At 67.2% G+C, this 14,767-nt stretch carries 13 protein-coding genes; 8 read left to right on the forward strand and 5 right to left on the reverse strand.

Going from position 1 to position 14,767, the window contains the following annotated elements:
• The first annotated feature begins 18 nt into the window (after positions 1-18).
• The 7 genes from FQS62_RS20195 to FQS62_RS20225 all read left to right on the forward strand — a co-directional run bounded on the left by FQS62_RS20195 (position 19) and on the right by FQS62_RS20225 (position 9,684).
• A complete protein-coding gene (locus FQS62_RS20195; protein WP_049448400.1) occupies positions 19-3,141 on the forward strand; it encodes an efflux RND transporter permease subunit in 3,123 nt (1,040 codons plus the stop codon).
• Positions 3,142-3,333: 192 nt separating this feature from the next.
• Complete coding sequence (yccS, locus tag FQS62_RS20200) at positions 3,334-5,511, forward strand: YccS family putative transporter (protein ID WP_208042853.1); 2,178 nt, start codon at positions 3,334-3,336, stop codon at positions 5,509-5,511.
• A 139-nt stretch (positions 5,512-5,650) separates the two neighbouring features.
• Positions 5,651-6,445, forward strand: a complete 795-nt coding sequence (locus FQS62_RS20205; protein WP_208042854.1) for an SDR family NAD(P)-dependent oxidoreductase — start codon at positions 5,651-5,653, stop codon at positions 6,443-6,445.
• Positions 6,446-6,542: 97 nt separating this feature from the next.
• A complete protein-coding gene (locus FQS62_RS20210; protein WP_057499266.1) occupies positions 6,543-8,432 on the forward strand; it encodes an MFS transporter in 1,890 nt (629 codons plus the stop codon).
• Between the two features lie 182 nt (positions 8,433-8,614).
• A complete protein-coding gene (locus tag FQS62_RS20215) occupies positions 8,615-8,902 on the forward strand; it encodes a CD225/dispanin family protein (protein WP_005419784.1) in 288 nt (95 codons plus the stop codon).
• Positions 8,903-8,936: 34 nt separating this feature from the next.
• On the forward strand, positions 8,937-9,215 hold the full coding sequence (locus FQS62_RS20220) for a CD225/dispanin family protein (protein ID WP_006473644.1): 279 nt from the start codon (positions 8,937-8,939) through the stop codon (positions 9,213-9,215).
• 43 nt (positions 9,216-9,258) lie between these two features.
• Positions 9,259-9,684, forward strand: coding sequence for a DUF2752 domain-containing protein (locus tag FQS62_RS20225; protein WP_049448405.1), 426 nt, complete (start codon positions 9,259-9,261; stop codon positions 9,682-9,684).
• 544 nt (positions 9,685-10,228) lie between these two features.
• Here the strand turns inward: FQS62_RS20225 and ampE are convergent.
• The 5 genes from ampE to FQS62_RS20250 all read right to left on the reverse strand — a co-directional run bounded on the left by ampE (position 10,229) and on the right by FQS62_RS20250 (position 13,953).
• Positions 10,229-11,116: a regulatory signaling modulator protein AmpE gene (ampE, locus tag FQS62_RS20230; RefSeq protein WP_049448407.1), complete on the reverse strand. Its 888-nt coding sequence runs from the start codon at positions 11,114-11,116 to the stop codon at positions 10,229-10,231.
• Between the two features lie 134 nt (positions 11,117-11,250).
• On the reverse strand, positions 11,251-12,156 hold the full coding sequence (nudC, locus tag FQS62_RS20235; RefSeq protein WP_208042855.1) for an NAD(+) diphosphatase: 906 nt from the start codon (positions 12,154-12,156) through the stop codon (positions 11,251-11,253).
• A gap of 160 nt (positions 12,157-12,316) precedes the next feature.
• Positions 12,317-12,709: an iron-sulfur cluster insertion protein ErpA gene (erpA, locus tag FQS62_RS20240; protein ID WP_005419789.1), complete on the reverse strand. Its 393-nt coding sequence runs from the start codon at positions 12,707-12,709 to the stop codon at positions 12,317-12,319.
• A gap of 31 nt (positions 12,710-12,740) precedes the next feature.
• Positions 12,741-13,205, reverse strand: a complete 465-nt coding sequence (locus FQS62_RS20245; RefSeq protein ID WP_049448410.1) for a bactofilin family protein — start codon at positions 13,203-13,205, stop codon at positions 12,741-12,743.
• Between the two features lie 4 nt (positions 13,206-13,209).
• Entirely contained in the window at positions 13,210-13,953 is a 744-nt protein-coding gene (locus FQS62_RS20250; protein ID WP_049448412.1) for a DUF6776 family protein, read from the reverse strand.
• Positions 13,954-14,132: 179 nt separating this feature from the next.
• On the opposite strand from FQS62_RS20250, the gene FQS62_RS20255 reads away from it, so the two are divergent.
• Positions 14,133-14,750, forward strand: coding sequence for a DUF4126 domain-containing protein (locus FQS62_RS20255; RefSeq protein WP_049448414.1), 618 nt, complete (start codon positions 14,133-14,135; stop codon positions 14,748-14,750).
• Positions 14,751-14,767: the final 17 nt, after the last annotated feature.

Below are 14,767 nucleotides of genomic sequence, written 5' to 3' on the forward strand. Positions count from 1 at the left end.
GCTGCGGTGGGCCGCACGATGAACCTGTCCGGCCCCTTCATCCGCCGCCCGATCGGCACCGCCCTGCTGGCCATCGGCCTGTTCATGGTCGGCCTGATCTGCTACCTGCGCCTGGGCGTATCGGCACTGCCGAACATCGAGATCCCGGTGATCTTCGTGCATGCCAGCCAGTCCGGTGCCGATGCGGCGACCATGGCCTCCACGGTCACCGCACCGCTGGAACGCCATCTCGGCCAGCTGCCGGGCATCGACCGCATGCGCTCGTCGAGCTCGGAAGGCAGCTCGCTGGTGTTCATGATCTTCCAGAGCGGCCACAACATCGATTCGGCCGCACTGGACGTCCAGACGGCGATCAACTCGGCACAGGCCGACCTGCCCTCGGGCATGGGCTCGCCGATGTACCAGAAGGCGAACCCGAACGACGATCCGGTGATCGCCATCGCGTTGACCTCGCAGACGCAGTCGGCCGACGAGCTGTACAACGTCGCAGACTCGCTGCTGGCACAGCGCATCCGCCAGATCAGCGGCGTCGCCTCGGTCGATATCGCCGGTGCGTCGACGCCGGCGGTACGCGTGGACGTCAACCTGCGCCTGATGAACGCACTGGGCCTGACCGCCGATGACCTGCGCAATGCCGTGCGCGCGGCCAACGTGACCTCGCCCACCGGCTTCCTCAGCGATGGCAACACCACCACCGCGATCATCGCCAACGATTCGGTGGCACGCGCCGCCGACTTCGCCGACCTGGTGGTCAAGACCCAGGGCGACGGCCGGGTGATCCGACTGAAGGACATCGCCAACGTCTACGACGGCCAGCAGGACGCCTACCAGGCCGCATGGTTCGACCACAAACCAGCGGTGGTGATGTACGTGTTCACCCGCGCCGGCGCCAACATCGTGGAGACCGTGGACCGGGTCAAGGCGCAGATCCCGACCCTGCGAGATTATCTGCAACCCGGCACCACGATGACGCCGTACTTCGACCGTACGCCGACCATCCGCTCGTCGCTGCATGAGGTGCAGATCACCCTGCTGATCAGCCTGGCGATGGTGGTGCTGACCATGGCGCTGTTCCTGCGCCGGCTGGCACCGACGCTGATCGCTGCGGTGACCGTACCGCTGTCGCTGGCCGGTGCCGCGCTGGTGATGTACGTGATGGGCTTCACCCTGAACAACCTGAGCCTGCTGGCGCTGGTGATCGCGATCGGCTTCGTGGTCGACGATGCGATCGTGGTGATCGAGAACATCATGCGCCACCTCGACGAGGGCATGCCGCGCATGCAGGCGGCGCTGACCGGCGCGCGCGAGATCGGCTTCACCATTGTCTCGATCACCGCCTCGCTGGTGGCGGTGTTCATTCCGCTGCTGTTCGCCAGCGGCATGATGGGCGCGTTCTTCCGCGAGTTCACCGTCACTCTGGTGGCGGCCATCGTGGTCTCGATGATCGTCTCGCTTACGTTGACCCCGGCGCTGTGCAGCCGCTTCCTCAGCGCCCACGACCACAGCGCGCCGCCGTCGCGCTTCGGCCGCTGGCTGGATGCCGGCCACGAGCGCATGCTGCGCATCTACACCGTGTTCCTGGACTTCTCGCTGCGCCACGCGCTGCTGCTGTCGCTGACGCCGCTGATCCTGATCGGCGTCACCATCTTCCTGTTCGGGGCGGTGAAGAAGGGCGCGTTCCCGCCGCAGGACACCGGCCTGATCTGGGGCCGCGCCAACTCCAGTGCCACGGTGTCCTTCGAGGACATGGTCGCCCGCCAGCGCCGCATCACCGACATGCTGATGGCCGACCCGGCGGTGAAGACCGTGGGCGTACGCCTGGGCAGCGGCCGCCAGGGCTCCAGCGCGCAGTTCAACATCGAGCTGAAGTCGCGCAGCGACGGCCGCCGCGAAACGACCGCGCATGCCTTGGCACGCCTCAGTGCGAAGGCCGACCGCTACCCTGACCTGCAGCTGCGCCTGCGCGCGATCCAGGATCTGCCCAGCAACGATGGCGGTGGTTCCAGCCAGGGCGCGCAGTACCGCATTTCGCTGCAGGGTAATGATCTGGCCGCACTGCAGGAATGGTTGCCCAAGCTGCAGACAGAGCTGAAGAAGAACCCGAAACTGCGTGACGTCGGCACCGACGTGGACAATGCAGGCCTGCGCCAGAACATCCAGATCGACCGCGCCAAAGCCGCGCGCCTGGGCATCACGGTCGGCGCCATCGACGGTGCGTTGTACGGTGCGTTCGGCCAGCGCCAGATCTCCACCATCTATTCGGACATCAACCAGTACAGCGTGGTGGTCAATGCGCTGCCTTCGCAGACCGCCACCCCGGCGGCACTGGATGAGGTGTACGTGCGTGCGCGCAACGGCGACATGGTGCCGATCACCGCGGTGGCCACCCAGGTCCCGGGGCTGGCACCGTCTCAGATCACCCACGAAAACCAATACACGACGATGGACCTCAGCTACAACCTGGCTCCGAACGTGAGCATGGGTGAGGCCAAGGCAATCATCGACGCGACGGTGGCCGGCATGCGCATGCCCGGCGACATCCGCCTGGCCGACGACGCGGGCTTCGGCTTCAACTCCGATCCCAGCGACATGCTGATCCTGGTGTTCGCCGCGATCCTGACCGTGTACCTGGTGCTGGGCATGCTCTACGAGAGCCTGATCCATCCGGTCACCATCCTGTCCACACTGCCGGCGGCGGGCGTCGGTGCGTTGCTGGCGTTGTTTGGCACCAACACCGAGCTGTCGGTGATCTCGATGATCGCGCTGGTACTGCTGATCGGCATCGTCAAGAAGAACGCGATCATGATGATCGACTTCGCGCTGGTCGCGCAGCGCGAGCATGGCCTGGCACCACGCGATGCTGCGCGCGAGGCCAGCATCGTGCGCTTCCGCCCGATCATGATGACCACGATGGTGGCGATCCTGGCGGCGGTGCCGCTGGCGATCGGCCTGGGTGAAGGGTCCGAACTGCGTCGCCCGCTGGGCATCGCGATGATCGGCGGCCTGCTGTTCTCGCAGAGCCTGACCCTGCTCAGCACGCCGGCGCTGTACGTGATCTTCTCCTGCCTGGCCGAGCGCTGGCGGGCGCGTCGCGCGCGCAAGCGCGAAGCGAAGCTGCTCAAGCGCGCACAGCGGGCGTAGAAGGGCCCATCCACGCATGGCGTGGTTCTACGGGTAGAGCCGGCCGCTGGCCGGCTTTCTCCTTACCGCGAATCTGCCGGCCAGCGGCCGGCATTACCGTGGGTGCGGACGGTGGGTGCAGACCGTTGGTCCGCACTCCATATTTCACGCGCAGCCCGCAATAATGGTGGAAGACCCTTCCACCGAGCCTGCATGTCCGCCCGCGAATCCCGCCTCAGCCGTCTCTGGGCCCACGAAAAGGCCAGTTACGGCCTGCGTGTGTTCATCGCCCTGACCGCAGCGCTTGCCGTGTGCTGGCAGCTGGATGCGCTCACCGCCCTGCCCGGCGTGTTCCTCGGCATCATCGCCAGCGCCATCGCCGAGACCGATGACAACTGGTGGGGCCGTACCAAGGCGGTACTGCTGTCGCTGCTGTGCTTCTGCCTCGCCGCCGCCTCGGTGATCTGGCTGTTCCCCTGGCCATGGATCTTCATCGGTGCGCTGGCGCTGTCCACGTTCGGGCTGACCCTGCTGGGTGCGCTCGGCGAGCGCTATGCGTCGATCGCCCAGGCCACGGTGACGCTGGCGATCTACACCATGATCGGGCTGGAGCAGCATGGCGCCAGCGACCTGCACAGCGCGCTGGACGCGGTCAGCCATCTGCTGGCCGGTGCGGTCTGGTACGGCCTGCTGTCGATCCTGTGGACCGCACTGTTCGCCAACCGTCCGGTTCGCGAACGCGTGGCGCGCCTGTACGTTGAACTGGGCCGCTACCTGCAGTTGAAGGCAACACTGTTCGAGCCGGTGCGCGAGGCTGACCTGCAACGTCGCCAGCTCGACCTGGCCGAGCAGAACCGGCGCGTGGTCGGTGCATTGAACGAGGCCAAGGCCGCGATTCTCGCCCGCTTCGGCCGCTCCGGCCGGCCCGGCGTGAACTCCGGCCTGTACCTGCGCCTCTATTACATGGCACAGGATTTCCACGAGCGCGCCAGCTCCTCGCATTACCCGTACGGTGCGCTGGTCGATGCCTTCTTCCACAGCGATGTGCTGTACCGCTGCCAGCGCCTGCTCGACCTGCAGGGCCAGGCCTGCGCGCGGCTGGGCGAGGCGATCCGCCTGCGCCGTCCGTTCGTGTATGGCGAAAGCAACCAGCAGGCCGGACGCGACCTGGCCGATGCGCTGGCCTACCTGCGCGACCAGCAACGGCCGCAGTGGCAGCGACTGCTTGGCTCGCTGGACCTGCTGGTGCACAACCTGCGCAGCATCGAGCGCCGCCTGCTGGATGCGGAGCGCTCCGAAGCCAGCCTGGACAACGTCGATACGCGCCTGCGCGACAGCAACCCGCACACCCTGAGCGAGATGGGCGTGCGCGTCCGCCAGCAGCTCACGCCCGGATCGGTCCTGTTCCGCCACGGCCTGCGCATGGCATTGGCGCTGATCGCCGGTTTCGCGGCAATCCGCCTGTTCAATGCCCAGAACGGCTCATGGGTGCTGCTGACCATCGTGTTCGTGTGCCGCCCCAACTTCGGTGCCACCCGCCAGCGCCTGGCGCAACGCATCGTCGGCACCGTGGCCGGCCTGGTACTGACCTGGGCGCTGCTGCAGCTGTTCCCGCAACTGCACGTACAACTGCTCATCGCGCTGCTGTCGGCGCTGTTGTTCTTCTTCACCCGCACCGACCGCTACCTGGTGGCGTCGGCGGCGATCACGGTGATGGCCCTGACCTGCTTCAACCTGATCGGTGATGGCTTCGTGCTGATCGTGCCGCGCATGGTCGATACGCTGCTGGGCTGCGCGATCGCCGCTGCCGCCGCGTTCCTGATCCTGCCCGACTGGCAGGGCCGCCAGCTGCACCTGGTGCTGGCGCGCGTGCTGGACACCGTCGCACGCTACCTGGATTCGGTACTGGGCCAGTACCGCAGCGGCATGCGCGATGACCTGGCCTACCGCATCGCCCGCCGCGACATGCACAACGCCGATGCCGCGCTGTCCACCGCGCTGTCGAACATGCTGCGCGAGCCGGGCCACGTGCGCCGCAACCTCGATGCCGGTTTCCATTTCCTGGCGTTGTCCAACATGCTGCTCGGCCATCTTTCGGCGCTGGGTGCGCACCGCGACCAGGTGGACAGTTACGCCGGCGATCCGCTGGCGCTTGCCGCCGGTGAGCGCGTACGCAAGGCGCTGCAGCAGCTGGCCTCGGCCCTGACCGCACGGCAACCGGTCAGTGAGGACGACAACGACGCCGACCGCGCGGTGGCGGCCGAGCTGGAGCAGATCGACGAGGCGATGCCGCCGAAGCTGCAGCTGATCCGCACGCAGATGGCGCTGGTGCTGCGGATGCTGCCGAAGGTTCGGGCAGCGGCGAATGAGGCGGTGACCAGCCTGACTTGATCCCGATCGCTGATCGGACGTTCCATCCACGCATGGCGTGGATCTACTGCACTGTGCGCAACAGCGCGTTGCGCCTGGCGCTGCAGCCCGATCACGCGCCTGCGCGGATACTGGGTCATCCCCTGCTCCGGATTCCCGCATGAAGATCGAACTCGCCGGCCGCACCGCGCTGGTCACCGCTTCCACCGCCGGCATCGGCCTGGCGATCGCCCAGGGCCTGGCCATCGCAGGTGCGCGGGTCATTCTCAATGGCCGCAGCACCGACAGTGTCGAACGCGCCCGCCAGCGGCTGCTCGCCGCCGTTCCGGGTGCCGAGGTGATCGGCGTCGCCGCCGATCTCTCCGATGCGGCCGGCGTCGATACGCTGCTGGCGGGCCTGCCCCAGGTCGACATCCTGGTCAACAACGCCGGTATTTTCGGCCCCGAGGACTTCTTCGAGACCGACGATGCCACCTGGGAGCGCTACTGGCAGACCAATGTGATGTCCGGCGTGCGCCTGTCACGGGCACTGCTGCCGGCGATGGTCGATGCCGGCTGGGGCCGCGTGCTGTTCATCTCCTCCGAATCGGCCCGCAACATTCCCGCTGACATGATCCATTACGGGGTCAGCAAGACCGCGCAGCTGTCGTTGTCGCGTGGCCTGGCCAAGCGCGTGGCCGGTAGCGGTGTCACCGTCAACGCGGTGCTGCCCGGCCCGACCCTGTCCGACGGCTTCGCGGCGATGTTCGAAGATGAACGACAGCGCAGCGGCAAGCCACTGGAGCAGATCGGTCGCGAGTTCGTGATGGCGCACCGGCCATCTTCGTTGATCCAGCGCACCGCCACGGTCGAAGAAGTGGCCAACATGGTGGTGTACCTGGCCTCGCCGCAGGCTTCGGCCACGTCCGGTGCCGCCCTGCGCGTGGACGGCGGCGTGGTCGACGACATCATCTGAGATCTTTCAAAGGGTGCGGACCAACGGTCCGCACCCACAGGTCCGCACCCACAGCAGATGGGAAGGAATGCTAGGCTGCGCCGGTCAAGGAGGCCCCATGTCCGGTCACAACCAGTTCGCCCTGCTGCGCCAGCGCCGTTTCCTGCCGTTCTTCGTCGTGCAGGCGCTCGGTGCGTTCAACGACAACGTGTACCGGCAGGCGATCATCAGCATGTTGCTGTTCATGGCCGTGCCAGAGGAAGAACTGGGGCTGTATGCCACGCTGGCGCCGGCCATCTTCATCCTGCCGTACTTCCTGTTCTCGGCATTGGCCGGGCAGATCGCCGACAAACTGGAAAAGTCGCGGCTGATCGTGATCACCACCACCATGGAGATCGTGATCATGTCGCTGGCGGCCACCGGCTTCCTCACCCAGAGCCTGCCGGTGCTGCTGGTCGCCCTGTTCTGCACTGGCATGCAATCCACGCTGTTCGGCCCGGTGAAGTACTCGGTGCTGCCCTCGGTGCTCAAGCCCGAAGAGCTGACCGGCGGCAACGGTCTGGTTGAAATGGGCACTTCAATGTCGATCCTGTCCGGCATGATCGTCGGCGGACTGGTGTTCACCGTGGCCGGCAGCCACGGCACGGTGGTGGCGGCCTGCGCGATCATCGGCCTGGCGATCTGCGGCAACGTCGCCGCGCGCCTGATTCCCAAGGTCGACGCCGGCGACCCGGACCTGAAAATCAACTGGAACCCGCTGCCCGAATCGCTGGCGGTGCTGCGCATGGCGCGCCAGCAGAAGGCAGTGCGCAATTCAATCCTGGGCGTATCCTGGTTCTGGTTCGTCGGCACCGTGCTGACCTCGCAGCTGCCGGCCTATGCGGTGACCAACCTCGGCGGCGAACCGACCCTGTACATCTTCGCGCTGGCCCTGTTCTCGGTCGGCACCGGCGTTGGCTCGCTGCTGTGCGAGAAGCTGTCGGCGCGCACGGTGGAGATCGGCCTGGTGCCGCTGGGTGCATTCGGCATGACCGCTTTCCTGCTCGACCTGTACTTCGCCCGCAGCGGCGAGGCGACGGTGCACGGGCTGACCATCGGCACCTTCCTGCAGCAGCCCGGCAGCATCCGCATCGTCATCGACCTGATCGGCATCGGTCTGTTCACCGGCATCTTCGTGGTGCCGCTGTTCGCGCTGATCCAGAGCCGCACACCGAAGGCGCAGATGTCGCGCGTGTTCGCCGCACTGAACATCCAGAACTCCGGCTTCATCGTCGGCGCGGCCCTGTTGTCACTGGCCGCGCACAAGCTGCTGCACTGGAGCATTCCGCAGCAGTTCCTGGCGCTGGCCATCGCCAACGCACTGGTGGCGATCTACATCTTCACCATCGTCCCCGAATTCCTGATGCGCTTCCTCAGCTGGCTGATGGTGCGCACCCTGTACCGCCTGCGCCCGCACGGCATCGAAGCGAACGTGCCCGACGAGGGCGCCGCGCTGCTGGTCTGCAACCATGTCAGCTACATGGACGCACTGATCCTGTCGGCGACGATTCCGCGCCCGGTGCGCTTCGTCATGTACTACAGGATCTTCAACATCCCGGTGATGCGCTGGATCTTCCGTACCGCCAAGGCGATCCCGATCGCCGGTGCACGCGAAGACCCGGCGCTGATGCAGCGCGCGTTCGACGAGATCGACGCCGCGCTGGCCGAAGGCGAGCTGGTCTGCATCTTCCCGGAAGGCGCGCTGACCAAGGATGGCGCGATGGCGCCGTTCAAGTCCGGTGTCGAGAAGATCCTCGAACGGCGGCCGGTGCCGGTGGTGCCGATGGCGCTGCGCGGCATGTGGTCGAGCATGTGGAGCCGTCGCGACAGCCGCCTGGGCCGCATGCGCGTGCCGCGCCGTTTCCGCGCCACCGTCGAGGTGGTGGCGGCACCGGCCGTGGATGGCCACAGCACCAGCGCCCCGGTGCTGGAGGCCCAGGTGCGGGCCCTGCGCGGCGATCACGCCTGACGGACCCGGCCCGCCAGGCGGGCCCGGCAGCCTCCCCTGCATAGGGCACCGTCCGGTGACGTACGCGACATGTCGTGACTGTAAACGCATACATGCAACGTCGGTTGCGGTAGATTACGCACCCACAGGGGGGAGGTCCGGCCGATACATCACGGCTGGCCACCAAGGAATGGAGTCTTGCTTTGAATCAACCACCACCGCTCAGCCGTCCGGTTTACATCCCCAACCATCTGGTCTGGGCGATCCTGACGACGCTGTTCTGCTGCCTGCCGTTGGGCGTGGTGTCGATCGTCTATGCCTCCCAGGTCGATGGCCGCCGCGCGGCCGGCGACCTGCCGGGGGCCTACAGTGCGTCGCGCAAGGCGGGCTGGTGGGCGGTGGCTTCGGCCGTGGCCCTGCCGGTCCTGTTGCTGTTGTGGTTCGGGCTGTTCGGCGGCTTGGCCGTACTGGGCGCTCTTTCCGACCAATGATTTACCACCACCACCCATCAAGGAGCTTGAACCCATGAATACTGCGACTCCGCAGGTCCCGAACAACCTGGTCTGGGCGATCCTGACCACCCTGTTCTGCTGCCTGCCGGCCGGCATCGTGTCGATCGTCTACGCCGCCCAGGTCAACGGCAAGCTGGCCGCTGGCGACATCGCCGGCGCCCAGGACTCCGCCGCCAAGGCCAAGAAGTGGGCCATCTGGTCGGCCATCGCCTGGGTCGTCGTGGTCGTGCTGTACGTGCTGTTCTTCGTTGTGCTCGGCGGCATGGGCGCGATGAGCAACAGCGGCTACTGATACGTCTGGACGGATCCGGCGCCTGCGCCGGATCCGTTGTCGCATGTCCGCGCTTCCCGCTCGTTCCCGACTCGCCCGATGGGCGCCGCTGCTGGTTTCTGCCGGCCTGGCCGTGGGTGCCGCGGTGGTCCTGCGCAACGTCAATCCGTATGTCGCCGGCAATCCACTGCCGAGCTGCCCGCTGTACGCCCTGACCGGCCTGTACTGCCCGGGCTGTGGCAGCACGCGCTGCCTGTATTCCCTGGTCCACTTCGACCTGCCCGGCGCGATGGCGATGAACCCGCTGCTGGTCATCAGCCTGCCGTTCCTGTTGCTGATGCTGCTGAACATCGCCGGCATCCGCCCACGCGTGCTCGATCCGCTGATGCGGGTGCTGGCCAATCCCGTGTTCTGGCTCTGGGTACTGCCCGGGTATGCGCTGCTGCGCAACCTGCCGTGGGCACCGTTCACTGCACTGGCACCGATCTAGGTTTCCAGCCAACGGCGCAGCCCCTCGTGGTGGGCGGCGTTTGAAGGCAGAAGCCTTGGGGTTGGCCGGGCGGGACGGGTTTGCGGGGGATGCCGTGAATCCGTCCGTGGAGGCTTGGCCGCGGCTTGCTCGTGTGCGCTGTCCTGCGCACACGGCAAGACCGGGGTTGAGCCTCCTGCCCAACCCGCCCGAGGCATGCCTCGGGCCCATGCCGCGGACACCCCCGCAAACCCATCCCGCCCGGCCACGGACAGTTTCCGTGTGCGTCCACCACGGAAAAGAAAATGAAGATCAAAAGCGGATCGCGGCGCTCGCTCGGAGCCGAGCATGGCTCGGCTCTACAGAACGTCAGTGCGCGGAAAACTGTCGAAGGCGGGGTGGGTCGATAGCGGGGGTGTGAGCCGCATGGATGCGGCGACCAAGCCTCCATGGACGGATTCACGGCGTCCCCCGCCATCCGACCCACCCCGCCAACCCGCAGCAATCCTGCCGTTGCTGTTGCTGTCGACTCTGCAGGTGCAGGGCTGCAAGCCCTGCAAAGCAACTACGTCACCCAGCCTGCAATCACCAGCAGGGCGAGGATCGCCAGCCACAGCAGCAGCATCCGCCACACCAGGCTCATCGCATCGCGCAGGTCCGGCAGGCGCTGCCACACCGGCAGCAATCCGGCCTCGGTGTAATCGTGCGCGTCCTCGCGCAGCTCGGCGTTGACGCTGGCCCGCGCCACCGCGCCGAGAAAACCGATGCCACCGGCCAGGCGTTCGCCATGGGCCTGGCGCCAGGCCTTCCACGCTGTATCGAAATTGCCCACCAGCGCCATCGAAAACGCCATCAGCTGCGCCACCGGCCACTCGATCCAGCCCAGCAGGCGCTGTGCCAGCGCAAGCGGCTCCACCGGCACGCGTGCGCGCATGGGGCTTTTCGCCATCAATGCCAACAGGCGATAGCCCAGCGCACCGACCGGGCCCAGCAGCAGGAACCAGAACAGCACCGCGAACCAGCGCCGCAGCGCGTTGAACACCGTTGCTTCCACCAGCGACGGCACATCCTCGCGCAGGCTGCCACCGGCCGCCTGCAGGTTGCGCACCGCTGCCTGCCGCGTCGCTGCATCATCGGCGTCGATGATCGCTTCGATATCGCGATCCAGGTCGCGCGGTCCCCAACACCAGGCCAGCACCGCCACGCCCAGCAACAGCGACGGCAGGCCGAACAGCACCCCGCGCAGCAACCACGCCAGCAGCGCCATCAGCAGCAGCGGCGGCAGCAGCGCCAGCGCCACCCCTACCGGTCCCTGCCAAGCCTTGCCACCGCGCGCATCCAGCCAGCCCAGCCATCGCCGGAAGCCGTCGAAACGGCGCAGCGAGGCGGCAGCGGCCGGGGCTACATGGCCCAGGGCCAGTGCCACCAGCACGGCGGCCAGAGTGGTGAACATGGCAGGTCTCCCTACGAAATAGAACGCTCGGCGTCGCTACCTTACCTGTCGCAGCAACGCCCTCCGCGGTGACCGGCACTGTAACCCGGGCCGTGTTCAGGTGGCGGCAATACAGGCGCCGCCGCCGGCCAGGCTCAGCCCTTCTGCTGCCGGTACCAGTGTTCGATCAGCCCGCGCGAAATCGAGATCGGCGGCGACAGGCGGATGCCCTGGCCATCGTCCTCGACATCGCGGGCCAGCGCCGCGCCCACCTCGTCGGCACTGAACCAGCGCGCGTCTTCCAGCTCACCGTCCACGGTGGGCAGGTCGTCCTGCGCCTGGGCACGGAAACCGACCATCAGCGCGCCCGGGAACGGCCAGGGCTGCGAGCCGAGGTACTGGCACGCGATCACCCGCACCTTGCTCTCCTCGTGCACTTCGCGCACCACGGTCTGCTCGAAGGTCTCGCCGGGTTCGACGAAACCGGCCAGCACCGAGTAACGACGCGGTGCCCAGTTCGACTGCCGGCCCAGCAGCAGCCGGCCCTGGTTTTCCACGGCGACGATCACGGCGGGATCGACCCGCGGGTAGTGCTCGGTGGAACACTGCGCGCAACGGCCGACGAAGCCGCCACGGGCAAATGCCACAGCACCACCGCACACGCCGCAGAAGCGGGTGCGCGAATGCCAGTAGGACATGCCGCGGGCATAGCTGAAAGCGGTCGCATCGGCCATCGACCACAGCAGGGCGGCCTGGCGCAGGTCGAGGCGGCGCGGAGCGGTGACGGTGACATTGGTGGCTTCGACCGAGAACCAGGCCTGCTCGCCACGCAGGCCGAGGAAGATCGCGGCCCCCGGGCCACCACCGATGTCGGCGCCGGTCAGCGCCAGCGGCTGGTCGTCATCGCCAGTGAAGGCGCTGCCGTCCTGATCGAGCACGAGAATGCGCGCGCCCGGCCACAGGCGCGCCAGTGCATCGGCATCTTCGCGCAGGGCATCGGCGCGCTCCAACGGTTCACCAACGAAGGCGAAACCGGAAAGCGGCGAAGGAGTATTGGGCATCCGCCAAGCGTGCCGCCAATCGATGCGGGTGGCAAGGTCGGCGCTGTGCGCAATCTGCTGTTGTGGGCATGGAGGCACAGAGCATCCACGCATGGCGTGGATCTACTGATCCGCTCTGGTAGGTGCCAACCGTGGTTGGCACATCCTGGCCACAGGGCTCTTACATGCTGAAGCTGCTGCCGCAGCCGCAGGTGGTCTTCGCGTTCGGGTTGCGGATCACGAACTGGGCACCGGTCAGGCTCTCGGTGTAATCCACCTCGGCGCCCATCAGGTACTGCAGGCTCAGCGGGTCGACCAGCAGGGTCACCCCGCTGGTCTGTACCGCCAGGTCATCCTCGGCGCGGTTCTCGTCGAACTCGAACCCGTACTGGAAGCCCGAACAGCCACCGCCTTCGATATACACGCGCAGGGCCAGGTCGGGGTTGCCCTCTTCCTGGATCAGGGATTTGACCTTGGCGGCCGCCGACTCGGTGAAGTTCAGCGGGCGCTCCAGCGACTGGTAATCGGGCGCGGCAACCGGGGTGGCGCCGGGCAGGGAGACTAGCGTGCTCATGCCGTCAGCATGGGGGTGCCGACGATGGCTTTCAAGCCATCGCCTCGGCCAGCTTGCGGCGTGCGGCGGTGTCACCCTTGCTGCCATTGGCCTCATCGCCTTCCGGGGCCGGCAGGGCAGCCATCGGGGCGCTGGCATGGATCAGGCGGCCGTTCAGCTGGGCGCCCGCATTCATCTCCACCACCTGGTAGTGGACGTTGCCATTGACCCTTGCGCTCGGGGTCAGCTCGACCTTCTCGGTGGCGTGCACGTCGCCGTCCAGGCGGCCACTGATGACCACCACCTGGGCGCGGATCTCACCCTCGATCACGCCATGCTCGGCGACCGTCAGGGTCGCACCACTGGCGCCTTCGGCGGCGATCACCTTGCCGTGGATGCGGCCTTCCACATACAGGCCCCCACTGAATTCCACATCACCCCGGATCACCACCTGGTTGCCGATCAGGGCATCCACCACCAGCTGGCCTTCACGGTTGGATTTGCTGCTTCCGAACATCTGCCTACTCCCCTTTGGCGGCCGGCGCACCGGCCTGTTTCCAGTCGAATACCTGGGTGGTACCCCCCGTACCACTCCCCAATGTCACCCGCACGCGTTGCGGGGTGAAGTCAGCCGGCAGCATCACGCTGCCGGTGAGCTGCTGGAAGTACCGGAACGAGTAATCCTGTCCCGGTACCTTGCTGCGCTGGTGCAGGTCATCCCAACTGATCGTGGCCAGCTTGCCGTTCTTGACGCCTTCCACGGTGAAACGCATCTGCCCCTGGCTGATGGCGCCGCGGTTGAGGTTCTGGGTCAGCACGGCGGTGTACTGCCAGGTGCCGGCCGTTTCCGGGCTGAACTCGATCGAATGGGTATTCAGGCCCTTGCGCTGGCTGGTGGAGCCCACCAGTCGCTCATAGAAGGCGACGTCGGCGCGCAAGCCGGCGATCTCTTCATCGCGCTCGGCCAGCGAGGATTGCACCTCGGTGTTGGCGGCGCGGCTGATGCGGTCGGAGGCTTCCAGCGTGGCCTGCTTCTGGCGCAGTTCGGTCAGCTGCGCCTGCAGCGTCTCGGCGCGCTTCTCGGCGGCCTGCAGGCGCTGGCCCTGGGCGTCGCGCGGCGTGGCCATCCAGCAGCCACCCAGCACCGCCAGCACCAGGCTGAGCAGCCAGATGCCGCCGATCACCAGCAGGCGGCGACGGTCGGCCGGCGGTTGCGGCGCGCCGGGCAGGCGGACCTGCACGCGCATGGGAGGACGGTTGGTCATGGGTGGATTCCGGGGCATCGCGAGGGCGACACCGATACGGCCCCTGTGGCAAACGACGGGCTAGTGTATGACAGGACGGGTGGGTTTCCTGCGCAATGGCGAGCCACCGTCTGTGGCGTTCAGGCACGCCATCGTCGATAGTGTGGCCCCCTGCACAGTTCCGTCGCCGGAGCATCGCCATGACCGAAGCCCATCTGTTCGTGATCGGCATCCTGCTGGCCTGGCTGGCCGGCATCCGCGTCTACCTCACCGTGTTCGGCGTCGGCCTGGCCGGCCTGCTCGGCTGGGTCGACCTGCCGCCGGCCCTGCAGGCCACTGAATCGTGGTGGGTGCTGGGCACTTCGGCGGCGCTGGCCGTGACCGAGTTCTTTGCCGACAAGATCCCCGGTGTGGACTCGGTCTGGGATCTGGTACAGACACTCGCGCGCGTGCCTGCCGGCGCCTTCCTTGCCGCTGCCACGCTGTCGCCGGACGGCCAGCTGGGCACCGGTGCGCTTGCCGCCGGCGCCGGTGTCGCGCTGGCCAGTCATGGCCTGAAGGCCGGCACCCGCGCCCTGCTGAACACCTCGCCGGAACCGGCCAGCAACTGGGTCGCGTCCGCTGCCGAAGACACCGTGGTGATCGGCGGCCTGGCACTGGCGCTGGCGCACCCGTGGATCGCGCTGATCGTGGTGCTGGCCTGCAGCCTGGCCGGCGCGCTGCTGGTGTGGCTGGTCTGGCGCACCTTGTGGAAAGGCGTGCGCTGGCTGGCGCGCGGCGCATCGGCAGCACCGCCGGGGCACACCGGCACCGGTTGAGCACCGGGCTTGTCGCA

Source organism: Stenotrophomonas sp. SBJS02 (assembly GCF_020428325.2).
Taxonomy (GTDB): domain Bacteria; phylum Pseudomonadota; class Gammaproteobacteria; order Xanthomonadales; family Xanthomonadaceae; genus Stenotrophomonas; species Stenotrophomonas africana.

Coding starts and splice junctions, on each gene's coding strand:
- yccS (WP_208042853.1), top strand. CDS start 3,334: ATGTCCGCCCGCGAATCCCGCCTCAGCCGTCTCTGGGCCCACGAAAAG.
- erpA (WP_005419789.1), bottom strand. CDS start 12,709: ATGAGCACGCTAGTCTCCCTGCCCGGCGCCACCCCGGTTGCCGCGCCC.
- FQS62_RS20255 (WP_049448414.1), top strand. CDS start 14,133: ATGACCGAAGCCCATCTGTTCGTGATCGGCATCCTGCTGGCCTGGCTG.
- FQS62_RS20205 (WP_208042854.1), top strand. CDS start 5,651: ATGAAGATCGAACTCGCCGGCCGCACCGCGCTGGTCACCGCTTCCACC.
- nudC (WP_208042855.1), bottom strand. CDS start 12,156: ATGCCCAATACTCCTTCGCCGCTTTCCGGTTTCGCCTTCGTTGGTGAA.
- FQS62_RS20225 (WP_049448405.1), top strand. CDS start 9,259: ATGTCCGCGCTTCCCGCTCGTTCCCGACTCGCCCGATGGGCGCCGCTG.
- FQS62_RS20210 (WP_057499266.1), top strand. CDS start 6,543: ATGTCCGGTCACAACCAGTTCGCCCTGCTGCGCCAGCGCCGTTTCCTG.
- FQS62_RS20220 (WP_006473644.1), top strand. CDS start 8,937: ATGAATACTGCGACTCCGCAGGTCCCGAACAACCTGGTCTGGGCGATC.
- FQS62_RS20195 (WP_049448400.1), top strand. CDS start 19: ATGAACCTGTCCGGCCCCTTCATCCGCCGCCCGATCGGCACCGCCCTG.
- ampE (WP_049448407.1), bottom strand. CDS start 11,116: ATGTTCACCACTCTGGCCGCCGTGCTGGTGGCACTGGCCCTGGGCCAT.
- FQS62_RS20250 (WP_049448412.1), bottom strand. CDS start 13,953: ATGACCAACCGTCCTCCCATGCGCGTGCAGGTCCGCCTGCCCGGCGCG.
- FQS62_RS20245 (WP_049448410.1), bottom strand. CDS start 13,205: ATGTTCGGAAGCAGCAAATCCAACCGTGAAGGCCAGCTGGTGGTGGAT.